The sequence below is a fragment of the Bradyrhizobium sp. Ash2021 genome, from assembly GCF_031202265.1.
In the GTDB taxonomy this organism is placed as follows: domain Bacteria; phylum Pseudomonadota; class Alphaproteobacteria; order Rhizobiales; family Xanthobacteraceae; genus Bradyrhizobium.
Window position 1 is genome coordinate 2,944,284 of sequence record NZ_CP100604.1, and the last position, 13,307, is coordinate 2,957,590.

The following is a 13,307-nucleotide window of genomic DNA, read 5'->3' on the forward strand; positions in this document are numbered from 1 at the left end:
TCAGCGACCGCCAACTGTCCGCCGCACCGGCAGGCCGGGCCTCGCCGCCAGATCCAGCACGCCATCCGTGATCAGCGGCTGGCCGCTGACGATCAGGTGTCGCACGCCCTCTGACGGACGATTCATCGCCGAGAACGTCGCCCGGTCGGTGAGCGTTTCGAAATCGAAGACCACGATGTCGGCATCCGCGCCCGGCTGCAGCCTTCCCTTGGAACGCATGGCGGGTGTGCTGGGGCCGAGAATCTCCGCCGGGATCAGCGTGCACTTGCGGATGCCTTCGAGGAGCGACACGGCCCGCCGCTCGCGCACCCACTCGCGGATGAAGCGCGTGAAACAACCCGCCGAACGCGGATGCGACGTCGCGTCCTCGGGCAGTGGCCAGGCGTCGCCGGTGTAAGTGCGGCCGTCCGCTAACGTCCAGGGCATGGCGTCAGACGCGATCGCGCCGCCGGGATACAGCACGGACATATCCAGGAGGTCGCGATGGTGCGAGTTGTTCTCGATATCGAGGATATGCCACAGCACCAGCGTGGAGGGCTCGGTGGCCTGTGCCGCGAGCAGTTCCTCCCGGTCGCGGAAGCGGCGCCCGTCGGTCACCCGCTGCACCGAATCGTAGCCCGTGCCGTTGCGCGCCACGAATTCGGGGTCGCTGAAGAACGCCGCCGCAAGCACCGTCGAACCGGTGCCGTAGGGATAGGCTTCGACCGTGATCGGAAGCCCCTGGGCCTGGGCCTTGGCCACCAGCACGGCACAGCGCTCCACGTCGGTCTTGCTGGAAGAGTTGAAATGGCAGATGTGCATATGCGCGCCGGTGGCGCCGGCATAGCCGATCAGGCGGATATAGGCCTCGGCGGCGCTCTCCGGGTCGATGCGGGACATGTAGGCGACGTGGGTGAAGGTCGGCACATCATGCGCCGCCGCCAGTTGACACACCGCCGTCAATTCCTGCACGCCGGCCCCCGGTGCATAGGCGTTGAGGATGCCGATGCCGATGCCGCCCTCATTCAGCCCGCCTGCAAGGCGCTCGAGGATGCCGGCCACCTCTGTCTCGCTGGCCACGTTCTCGATCCAGCGGCGATCGCGCATGGCATTGCCGAACGCATCCAGCGAGCTTTCCGCGTTGGAGCCGGTCATCGCGCCGATGCGCGCGAACGCCCAGTTGGCGGAGGCGCCGTAGTTCAGCACCCGTCCCTTGGCGGCCTGGCGTCGATACCAGGATGCGACCGGCAAGACTCCCGCCTCGAGATCGAGCGTCGTCGTCACACCGTCGAACGCCTGCATGCGGTCGGCCGGGATCGACTGGCCGTGCGCGTGCAAGTCGATGAAGCCGGGAGCGACCACCAGTCCGGTCGCGTCGATCGACCGTTCGGCGCTGCCGAGTCCGGTGCCGACAGCGGCGATCCGGCCATCCAGCACCGCCACATCGCCGATGGCATCCATTCCGCTGGCCGGATCCACCACCCGGCCACCAGTGATTACCAAGCCAGCCATGTCGCCACTCCCGCATGCCGAAGGCCAACTCCACCCAAAGCCGGCATCAGCTTTCGGAAGCGCGTGGCACCGGCCGCGTACGGGCCGTCGCGACACCCATAGAGGCAGATTTTCGGACCGGCAACAACGCTGCCTGTGGCATACCCCGCGTGCGCGATCGGCGTGATGGAAGGTCATTCACTCCGGGCTCGAGCCGATGACCATCATCGTGTGGCGCGGTAGTGCAATGATGAACCCCATAAATGCGCCGGGCTCGTCCTCAACAGGCGCCGATCTGTGCTAAACTGGAACCGCGACCCATTCCCGGGCACGGGAATTGCACAATTGTGGTGTCAGGAGCGCTATGAAACTTCCTCATCGACGTCTTTTGTATTTGGCCGCGGGCGCGCTCGCGGCTTGGCTCGGCGTGTCTCCGCCGGCGGATGCCAAGACCATCACCGCCGTGATGCATTCCGACTTGCGGATCATCGATCCCGGATTCACCACCGCCTACATCACGCGCGATCACGGCTACATGGTCTACGACACGCTGCTGGCCATGGATGCGAACTTCAAGATCCAGCCGCAGATGGCGGACTGGAAGGTTTCCGACGACAAGCTCACTTATACGTTCACGCTGCGCGATGGGCTGAAGTGGCATGACGGCACGCCGGTCACCGCGGAAGATTGCGTGGCCTCGTTGAAGCGCTGGGGCAAGAACGATGGCATGGGCCAGAAGCTGATGGACTTCACCGCCAGCCTTGAAGCGACCGATGCCAGGACCATCGCGCTGAAGCTGAAGGAGCCTTACGGCCTGGTGCTGGAATCGATCGGGAAGCCTTCATCCTATGCGCCGTTCATGATGCCCAAGCGGTTGGCGGAAACCCCGGCCGGCCAGCAAATAAAGGAACAGATCGGCTCGGGCCCCTTCAAGTTCGTGCAGGCCGAATTCCAGCCGGGCGTGAAGGCGGTCTACGAGAAAAACACCGACTATGTTCCGCGCAAGGAGCCTCCGAGCTGGACCGCCGGGGCTAAGGTCGTGAAGGTCGACCGCGTCGAATGGATCACGATGGCGGACGCACAGACCGCGGCGAACGCGCTGCAGTCAGGTGATATCGATTTCATGGAAGTTCCGGCTTTCGATATCTTGCCGATGCTGGCCGCCAACAACGACATCAAGGTCGATACCCTGAGCAAGTTCGGCTTCCAGACGGGCGGGCGAATGAACTTCCTTTATCCGCCGTTCGACAATGTCAAGGTGCGCCGCGCCGCCTTCATAGCCTTGAACCAGAAGGACGTTCTCGATGCGCTGGTCGGCAATCCCGAATACTACCGGATTTGCGGTGCCGTGTTCATCTGCGACACGCCGTTTGCCACCGATGTCGGCTCGGAGACGCTGGTGAAGGGCGACGGCATGGCGGAGGCGAAGAAGCTGCTCGCTGAATCCGGTTATGACGGCACGCCCGTCGTGATTCTGGCGCCCGGCGATGTGGTGTCGCTGAAGGCGCAGCCGGTCGTTGCGGCGCAATTGCTGCGCGAAGCCGGCTTCAAGGTCGATCTGCAGGCGACCGACTGGCAAACCGTCGTCTCCCGCCGCGCGAGCCAGAAGCCGCCGAAGGAAGGCGGCTGGAATATGTTCTTCACCAATTTCACCAGCGCCGACGCGGCGAACCCTATCGCCAGTGTCTCCATCGGCGGCAGAGGCAGGAACGGCGGCTGGTTCGGCTGGGCGGAAGACGCCAGGATCGAACAGCTGAAGGACGCCTTTGCGCGTTCGCTGTCACCGGAGGAGCAGAAGAAGATCGCTGCCGACATCCAGAAGGAAGTCTATGATCAAGCGATTCTTGTCCCGCTCGGACAATTTCTCCAGCCCAGCGCGTGGCGGAAATCGCTCACCGGCGTACTCGGCGGACCGGCTACGCCGGTCTTCTGGAATATAGAGAAGACGGAGTGAATTTCGCTGCCAGGCGCCAGGCGCCAGGCGCCAGGCGCTATTTCCATGACAATTCAGGCCACGAACTCATGAACCGAGATTGGCGAGGAGTCGCGCGGCGGGTTTCTTTCCATCCACTATGCTGGTCTCAAGCCGAGTGAGGTCATGGGTGTGGTGAATTTCTCCGGCGGCTGGTACCCATATGGACCGGTCACCACACCGTACTATGCGAATGCTGGCCTAGGCGCGGCGGACAAAGGTCCCGCAACTTTGGTTCTATGCAGACAATGACCGCCTCTACGATGAAGCTGATCCGCGAATATTATCATGCGTTCACAGCGGCCGGCGGCTGCGCGCGCTTCGAGTTATTCCACGGGATTCCAGGCAACGGCCACTTGCTACTGCTTTATCCAGACCGGTGGCGACCGATCGCGGATCAATTCTTGGCAACTCTCGACCCGCAAAAGCCCTGAAGCGCTCCCACAATTTTGCGCATTCCAAGCGGGATTGCCCGTTGCTCGCTCGTGACGACGCTTGGCGTCGAGTTGGTCGTCCGTGAAGAATTCCCAAGTCGTTGATTTAGAATCTGGAAACGGCAGGCTGGGGCAACCGAGTTTGCCGGGAATCGGGTGTGCGGAAGGGGATTCCTTGCAAATTTGATTTGTGATTCACTCGCCTTTGGATGTTTTGGCGGGGGACCAGATGCGACCACCGGAACGGCGGGAGACAGGAGAGCAGGATCTGTTCCGCTCTCGGCTCGACCAGATCATCGACCTGAAGCATCCGCTGGTGGCGCTGGGGCGCACGGTGGATTGGGAGTTCCTGGAACGGGAGTTCGGGGCGGTCTACACGGATGATCCCGGCCGCCCGCCACTGCCGACGCGATTGATGGCGGGGCTGGCGATCCTCAAGCACACCTACGACCTGTCCGACGAGGTGCTGTGCGAGCGCTGGGTCGAGAACCCCTATTACCAGTTCTTCTGCGGCGAGGAGTTCTTCCAGCACCGGCTGGTGTTCGATCGCTCGTCGCTGACGCGCTGGCGCAACCGGATGGGCGAGGAGCGGCTGCAGGCATTGCTGCAGGAGAGCCTGTCGGTGGCCACCAGAACCAAGGCGATCAAGCCGTCCGAGTTGTCACGGGTGATCGTCGATACCACCGTGCAGCCCAAGAACGTGACGTTCCCCACCGACGCGAAGCTTCTGAACCGGGCGCGCGAGAAACTGGTGCGGCTGGCGCAGCGCCACGGGGTAGATTTGCGCCAGTCCTATGCGCGCCTGGGCAAGTTCGCCCTGATCCAGCATCAGCGCTATGCCCACGCCAAGCAGTTCAAGCGTGCCAACCGGATGCTCAAGAAGCTGCGCACCTATCTCGGCCGCGTCATCCGCGACATCGGCCGCAAGATCGAGGGCAACAGCGGGCTCGAAGGGACGTTCGCACAGCTGCTATTGCTGGCGCGGCGCGTGCGCGAGCAGCAGCAACGTCAACGCGGACCGAAGGTCTATTCCCTGCATGCGCCGGAAGTCGAATGCATCGGCAAGGGCAAGGCCCATCGGCCTTACGAGTTCGGCGTCAAGGTCAGCGTTGCCACCACCCTCAAGCACTGCAAGGGCGGCCAGTTCGTCACCCATGTGAAGGCGCTGCCCGGCAATCCATATGATGGCCACACCTTGGAAACCGTGATCCCGGACATGGAAGCGCTCGTCGGCAACACCATCGCGCGCATCCTCGCCGACAAGGGCTACCGCGGCCACAATGCGCCGCCCGATTACAAGTTCAGGGTCTTCATCTCGGGGCAAAAGCGAGGGGTGACGCCGCAGATCAAGCGCGAACTCCGCCGCAGGTCCGCCGTCGAGCCCGTCATCGGCCATCTCAAAGCCGAGCACCGCATGGGCCGCAACTATCTCTGGTTCCGGCGCGGCGACGCCAACAACGCCGTCCTCGCCGCCGTCGGCTACAACTTCCGCCGCCTGATCCGCTGGCTCAGGATTTTGTTGCGCCAAATCCTGGCCGCTCTCTTCGCCGCGCCGTCGACCAATCCAGTCTGAAATCAGGGTTCTTCACGGACGTCGAGTTATATGTCCGTCGAGGGTCGGTCAAAAGCTGACTTGGTCTGAATGGCCGCTTCTGGCGCGGAGCGGACATTCGGGAAATTATCAGCTAAGTGCCGATACTGTTGCAAGAGTCGAAAATCGGACGACGCCGAAAATCTCGCGATAATTGATTCTGAGCTATCTCTGCGGCTGCAACCCTCTTTAGCGCGTATATGAAGGTTGGTGGTCGTTTTTGCGTGAAACGATGTGGCCCCTCACGTAGCCGCGAGCGAAACGCATCAGTGGTCCTGAGAAATTTCGTTCGTCACCCAAAAAGGATTTTTTCAATACTATCTGCCAACAGCGAAGTCAGTTGATTTATCGATCACTTCGTCGGCGCATTCTGCCTCGACAAACATCTCGGCCTTGTGAGCAAGGGCCAGCGCGGAACTCGTCATCGTCCTGGCCATACATAGCACCGAGCGTGATCCGATCGCATTTTTGGGCGCCTGTTTTTGGGTTGACGGGCGAGAGCAAACGTCACCTAATCAAGATACCGAACCAGTCCTCCTGGCAGGAGGCCCTCGTGAACGAGCTCTTGAGCTACGTATTCTCGCCGCTGAGGGAGGGAGACATCTCTCTCTACCGAGGCTCCGGCAACGACTTGGCACCGATCCTGCTCGTTGCCGCGGAAGAAACCTCGCTCGGTTGCGTCGCGCGGCTCGAAAACGAATATGCGCTCAAAGCTGACCTTGACGCTGACTGGGCAGCGCGACCCATCGCGCTGACACACTACGACGACCGGATGACGCTGGTGCTTGACGATCCCGGCGGGACGCCCGTCGATCGACTACTTGGCCACCCCCTGGACGTATTGCATTTCCTGCGCATCGCGATCTCTCTCGCGGGGGCGCTCTGCCGAGTGCATGAGCGCGGCCTGATCCATAAGGACATCAAGCCGGCGAATATCCTCTTTGACGCGGCAAGCGGCGGCGTCTGGCTGACGGGGTTCGGCATTGCCTCGCGTCTGCCGCGCGAACATCAAGCCCCCGCGCCGCCGGAAGTGATCGCGGGGACGCTCGCCTACATGGCGCCGGAACAAACCGGCAGGATGAACCGCTCGGTGGACTCCCGCAGCGATCTCTATGCATTAGGCGTCACCTTTTACGAAATGTTGACGGGGCAACTCCCCTTCTCCGCCACTGATCCGATGGGGTGGGTGCACTGCCACATCGCGCGGCAAGCGGTGCCGCCCGACGAGCGGGTCGCCGGCATCCCTGAGCGGCTCTCCGCAATCGTGATGAAGCTCCTCGCCAAGACAGCCGAGGCGCGCTACCAGACCGCCGCGGGTGTCGAAGCCGATCTGCGGCGGAGTCTGGTGGAATGGGAGTCGCATGGCCGTATCGATCCGTTCCTGCTCGGCGTTTGCGATGTATCCGACCGCCTGCTGATCCCGGAGAAACTCTACGGTCGAGAGCGAGAGATCGATGCTCTGCTGGCTTGCTTCGACCGGGTTGTGGCTCGCGGCACACCGGAGTTCGTGCTTGTGTCCGGATATTCCGGCATCGGCAAGTCCTCGGTGGTGCACGAGCTGCACAAGGCGCTCGTGCCGTCCCGTGGCCTGTTCGCGTCCGGAAAATTCGACCAGTACCAGCGCGGCATCCCGTACGCGACCCTAGGCCAGGCATTCCGGAGCCTTGTCCGCTCGCTCCTCAGCCAAAGCGAGGCCGAGCTTGGCCGGTGGCGAGACTCTCTCAACGAGGCGCTGGGCCCGAATGGCCAGCTCGTCGTCAACCTCGTTCCCGAGCTAGAAGTCGTGATCGGAAAACAACCGCCAGTGCCGGATCTGCCGCCGCAGGAGGCGCAGAATCGCTTCCAGATGGTCTTCCGGCGCTTCCTCGGGGTGTTCGCGCGCAAGGAGCATCCGCTCGCCCTGTTCCTCGACGATTTGCAATGGCTTGATGCGGCAACGCTCGACCTCCTCCAGCATCTGGTTACGCACTCGGAAGTGCGGCACCTGCTGCTGGTCGGGGCCTATCGCGATAACGAGGTCGGCCCGGCGCACCCGCTCAAGCGGATGCTCGCAACCATTGCTGACGCGGGAAGCGAGATAAAGGAGCTCCAGCTCGGGCCACTGGCGTCTGAGGACGTCGGGCGGCTGGCCGCCGACACCCTGCATGCGAAACCGGAAGTTGTGCAGCCTTTGGCCGAGCTGATGTTTGCGAAGACCGGCGGCAATCCGTTCTTCACCATACAGTTTCTCAATTCGTTGGTGGACGAAGCGCTGATCGCGTTCGAGCCGGACACATTGGCTTGGCGCTGGGACCTCGACCGGATTCGCGCCAAGGGCATCACTGATAACGTGGCGGATCTTATGGCGGGCAGGCTTGGTCGCCTTCCAACCGGTGCACTGCAGATCATCAAATGTCTCGCCTGTCTCGGGAACAGCGCTCAAACCCTCAAACTAGGAATGGTCACCGGGCTGCCCGAGGGGGAAATTCACGCAGCGTTGCTGGAGCCTGTGCGTACGGGGCTTATCTTCCGACTGGACGGCGGCTATGCGTTTGCCCATGACCGTGTTCGGGAGGCGGCTTATGCGCTGATCTCTGAAGGCGAGCGGGCGGCTTCTCACCTGCATATCGCCAGAGTGCTGGTGACACGAACCCCTTCGCAGGAACTTGAAGAGAAGGTTTTTGAGATCGTCAATCAGTTCAACCGGGCGACGGCGCTGATCGGAACGGTCGAGGAACGGGAGCAGATTGCCGAACTTGATCTCATTGCAGGCAAGCGCGCCAGATCCTCCATGGCCTACGCGTCGGCGCTGACATATCTCGCAGCCGGCTGCGCGCTACTCGCGAAGGACAGTTGGGAGCGGAGGCACAATCTAGCCTTCGCCCTAGCGTTTCACCGCGCCGAGTGCGAGTTCCTGGCCGGTGACCTGGCAGCGGCTGAAGAAGGGCTTCTCCAGCTTTGGGCTCGCGCCGAGAGCGTCGTCGACAAGGCCTCCGTGACGCGATTGCGGCTCGACCTGTACACAACCCTGCATCGGAGCGACCGCGCTGTCGAAATATGTCTGGACTACCTCCATAGCGTTGACATCAACTGGTCGCCGCATCCAACGAGCAGTGAGGTCCAGCTTGAATACGAGCGGATGTGGCGGAAACTCGGGACCCGTTCGATCGAGGATCTCGCCGATCTACCCCCAATTGAGGACCCCGTATGCCAGGCAACTCTCGATGTGCTTACGTCGCTCCAGGCACCGGCACGATTTACCGACCAAAATCTGCCCCGCCTCCTTGCCGGTCGTATGGCAAACCTCAGCCTTGACCACGGGAACAGCGACGCAACGTCGCTGGGCTATGTTTGGGTCGGGCAGTTGTTGACTCGTCTCGGCGAGTTCGAGGCCGGGTACCGCTTCGGCAGGCTCGGCCTCAATCTGGTGGATGAACGTGGTCTGGACCGCTTCAAAGCCCGCGTCTACCTGGTGTTCGGGCATTCGATCAGTCCTTGGAACGATCAGCTACGCATTAGCGTCGAGTGGCTCCGGCGTGCTTTCGATACCGGCGAGCAGACCGGCGATCTCACTTTTGCGGCCTACGCCAGCAACTCTCTGATCACCCTCCGCCTTGCCGCCGGTGATACCCTCGCCGACGTGCAGCGGGAAGCCGACAGTGCGCTTGCGTTCGTCCGGAAGTCGGGTTTCGGTCTCGTCGCCGACATGATGACGGGATCGCTGCGACTTATTCGCACGCTCCGGGGGTTGACCGCGGAATTGGGATCGTTCGACGATGGGGAGTTCGACGAGAGCCGGTTTGAGCACCACCTGGAGGCAAGTTCGCGTTCCGCGATCGCCGTCTGCTGGTATTGGATACGCAAACTGCAGGCACGTTTTCACGCGGGCGATTGGGCTGATGCCGCTGCCGCCGCGTCGAAGGCAGAAAAACTTCTCTGGACTTCGCAATCCAATTTCGAGGAAGCCGAATACCATTTCTATGGCGCGCTCGCGAGGGCAGCACACTTCGGCGCGGCGCCCGCCGAGGACCGGCCGCGCCATCTGCTTGTGCTCCTCGCCCATCACCGACAACTCGCGCGCTGGGCGGAGAACTGTCCCAAGAACTTCGAGAGCCGTGCTGCACTAGTCGGTGCCGAGATTGCCCGCATCGAGGACCGCCAGCTCGACGCTGAGCGTCTTTACGAAGATGCGATCCGTTCGTCGGGTGTCAACGGCTTGGTCCATGAGGAGGGCCTGGCCCATGAAGTAGCTGCGCGGTTCTATGCAGCGCGCGGCTTCGAGGCGATCGCTCATCTCTATTTGCGCAATGCAAGGAACTGTTATCTCCGCTGGGGGGCGCACGGCAAGGTTCGGCAGCTCGATCGACTTTATCCGCGTCTGGCGGTCCCGGAAGGGCAGCCTGCCACGGCAACCATTGGCTCCGCGGTCCAGGAGCTAGATATAGCGAGCGTCGTCAAGTCCTCCCAGGCGGTATCCGGCGAGATGGTCCTCAGTGAGCTCATCAAGACACTGCTGCGGATCGCGGTCGAACATGCCGGCGCCGAGCGTGGTTTGCTTATCCTGTTTCAGAGCGACGAACCGCGGACCGTCGCAGAAGCAACGAGCGGCCGCAGCCATGTCGAGGTCACGCTGCGCGAGGCGGCCGTGTCACCCGCCGAGCTTCCCCTATCCGTGCTCCATTATGTGGCCCGGACGCGGGAAAGTGTGATCCTTGATGACGCTTTGGCGCAGAATCCGTTCTCGGAAGATGAGTACATCTGCCAGAAGCGCCCCCGGTCGGTCCTCTGCCTGCCCCTGATAAAGCAAGCCAAGCTGATCGGGGTGCTCCATCTCGAGAACACGCTGGCATCGCACGTATTCACGCCCGCCCGGATTTCGGTACTGGAACTCCTGGCGTCGCAGGCGGCGATCTCGCTGGAGAACGCCTGTCTGTACAACGACCTGCAGGAGCGGGAAGCCAGGATCCGCCGCCTGGTCGACTCGAACATCATCGGGATCATAATCTGGGATTTTCAGGGCCGAATCATCGAAGCCAACCAAGCCTTTCTTGATATGTTGGGCTACAGCCGTGAAGACCTGATGTCGGGTCGACTGCGATGGACTGAGCTGACGCCAGCCGAATGGCGCGACGCCGACGAACGGGCCGGCGCAGAGCTGAAGGCGGCTGGGACCGTCCAACCGCGTGAAAAAGAGTACTTTCGCAAAGACGGCAGCCGCGTGCCGGTTCTGCTCGGCGCGACGACATTCGGCGACGGCCAAGACGCGGGCGTCGCCTTCGTGCTCGATCTGACGGAGCGCAAGCGCACCGAAAGTGCTCTGCAGCGGAGCCAGGCCTATTTGACCCAAGCCCAGCGTTTGAGTCATACGAGCAGTTGGGCCTGGGATGTACGCCTTCAAGAATTCGTTTATCGGTCGCCCGAAGTGTACCACCTGTTTGGGTTCGATCCGGAAAAGGACCCTCTGTCACCGCAATCCTTCCAGGATCGTATTCTCCCCGAAGACAGGGACCTGGTTATCGAAATGGCGCGGCAGGCGATCCAAGAGAAGGGGGACTTTGAAGTCGACTTTCGCATAGATCTTCCGGACGGTCCGACAAGATACGTACATTCGGTTGGTCATCCGCTCGTCGGTGACGATGGTGAAGTGCTCGAGCTGGTTGGTACGCACATTGATGTCACCGAGCAGCACCTCGCTAAGGAGGAGTTGCAAAAAGCTTTTGACGAAATCAAGAAATCCGAAGATCGCCTTCGGCTGGTCATCGACACAATCCCGACGCTGGTCTGGCGCGCCGGACCGGAAGGGAGCCCCGACTTCCTCAATCAACCAGCCCTTGACTATACCGGCCTTTCGTTGGACCAAGCCGAAACTGGTTGGCCTCGCGCTTTTCATCCTGACGATAAGAAAGGCATGTTGGTGAAGTGGAGCGCCATACGGGAGTCCGGTATGCCAGGTGGGCTTGAAGCCCGGCTTCGGCGCTTCGATGGTGAATACCGCTGGTTTTGGTTTCAAGCCGTGCCGCTGCGCGATGAGTCGGGCAACATTGTCAAATGGTACGGGTCGTCCACCGACATCGAGGACCGCAAGCGGGCCGAGGAAAAGTTGCACAAGGCGCAGACGGAACTCGCACATGTCATGCGGGTGACGATGCTGGGCGAGCTGACGGCCTCCATCGCCCATGAAGTGAACCAGCCGCTCGCCGCCATCATCGCCAACGCTGATGCCTGTTTGCGATGGCTCGACCGCGAAACTCCCGACCTGCCCGCTGCGCGCCGTTCGGTGGAATGGGTTATCAACGACGGTGACCGGGCAAGTGAGGTGATCCAGCGTGTCCGAGCGCTCGCTAAACAGTCCGATATCGAGAAGGTGCCGCTCGACGTCAATGACGTCGTGAGGGAGGTCATCGCGCTGGTACAGCGTGAGCTAAGCAGCCACCGTGTATCATTGCGAACGGAATTGGCGCCGGCTCTCCCCGCGCTCCTTGGTGACCGGGTCCAGCTGCAGCAGGTAGTCATCAACCTGATGATGAACGGTATCGAAGCCATGCAGCCGATCATGGATCGGCCGCGCGAACTGGTGATCCGAACAGGCCGGGACGAGGCACACCGAGTGTTCGTAAGTGTGACGGATTGCGGTGTCGGAATCTCCGCCGAAAATGCGGACCGACTATTCAATGCCTTCTTCACCACCAAGTCCGGCGGCATGGGCATGGGGCTCTCGATCTGCCGTTCGATCGTGGAAGCCCACGGAGGACGGCTGTCGGCCACGGAAGCTCTACCCCACGGCGCCACGTTTCAGCTCACACTGCCCGTGAATGCAGACGCTGCGTCGTGAAGTTGCGCCCCGTCCAAAGAACAGAAGGCTCGGCCGCGAGTTCAGCTGTGGGTCAAACTCAGAAGTCCGCGCGCGCAACCGGGCAGTCCGCTTTACCCTCAAGAACAGACATCGTCAGCCGGGCCTGTCAGGTCCGAAAAGTGCCAACAGGCGACATACCGCTGTTGGCTGACAAGAGGAGGCCGCCAACTGCGGCGGGCTTACTTGCTCTCCTCGGTTCGCAATGACTGCTTCCAAAGATTGGAGCACGAACTAAAACCAAATTTAATGGTGTCGGCAGATTGCGAACCTACATCAGCTTCACGCGCGTTCTAGTGAAAGCTCACCATGGATTGTCACCGCTCCAAGCTCAACGGTACCGTGTTCGGCATACAAGATTGGCTTACCTATCTATGGGATCAAGCGGCCACGTGTCGGAAACTTGTCGAGCAGGCCGACGATCCTCTCGTTAAAACCGAGCTGCTTGCGTTGGCGTCGGTCTGCGAGGAGATCGCCGATAACATCGAAGATCATTTGACGGGAGTGGAAGGCCACGCGCCGCGTGGGCCAAGGCCGTCATGAAAGAGGCCGCCAAATGAGGCGGCCTCTGCTCATTTGGGCGGTAAAGAGCCGCGCCAGCCACTGCAATTGTGCGGCGTATCCTGAAGCGTAGCCGTAAAGTACCAAGAGACCGCCGATAAACCGGATATCAGTCCAACATTTGCGCTGGTGGTCGAAACAAAAATCGAAAAACCGAAATTCGAAATATGCTGAAAGGGTGCGGTCGCGCGGCTCCAGCACTTTGCTCTGTGCCCCAAAGGACCCTGAAAACGATGGGGGGCGCACAAAAAGAAAGGCCGCCTGCGTTGCCACAAGCGGCCCAAGTCTAGGGAGGAAACGCCCAAGGAGGGCAGCGATAGCGGGGTGGGGTTGGGGGTCGCTACCGCATACCCCTAGCTAAGACGATCGCGATCAGCGGCTCAATTGAACGTAAGGGATCACGGACCGATACGAAGGTTTATGGCGCTCGCCCTCAAGGCCGAGCACTTC

At 61.5% G+C, this 13,307-nt stretch carries 4 protein-coding genes; 3 read left to right on the forward strand and 1 reads right to left on the reverse strand.

Features of this window, described 5'->3' with window-relative positions; genetic code table 11:
• Positions 1–1,491, reverse strand: coding sequence for an amidohydrolase family protein (locus tag NL528_RS14195; RefSeq protein ID WP_309183268.1), 1,491 nt, complete (start codon positions 1,489–1,491; stop codon positions 1–3).
• Positions 1,492–1,834: 343 nt separating this feature from the next.
• On the opposite strand from NL528_RS14195, the gene NL528_RS14200 reads away from it, so the two are divergent.
• The 3 genes from NL528_RS14200 (at position 1,835) to NL528_RS14210 (ending at position 12,278) form a co-directional block, all read left to right on the forward strand.
• Positions 1,835–3,424: an ABC transporter substrate-binding protein gene (locus NL528_RS14200; RefSeq protein ID WP_309183270.1), complete on the forward strand. Its 1,590-nt coding sequence runs from the start codon at positions 1,835–1,837 to the stop codon at positions 3,422–3,424.
• A 681-nt stretch (positions 3,425–4,105) separates the two neighbouring features.
• The gene (locus NL528_RS14205) at positions 4,106–5,449 is read left to right on the forward strand and encodes an IS5 family transposase (RefSeq protein ID WP_309176729.1); all 1,344 of its coding nucleotides are present in this window, start codon (positions 4,106–4,108) and stop codon (positions 5,447–5,449) included.
• A gap of 571 nt (positions 5,450–6,020) precedes the next feature.
• The gene (locus NL528_RS14210; protein WP_309183271.1) at positions 6,021–12,278 is read left to right on the forward strand and encodes an AAA family ATPase; all 6,258 of its coding nucleotides are present in this window, start codon (positions 6,021–6,023) and stop codon (positions 12,276–12,278) included.
• Positions 12,279–13,307 lie beyond the last annotated feature (1,029 nt).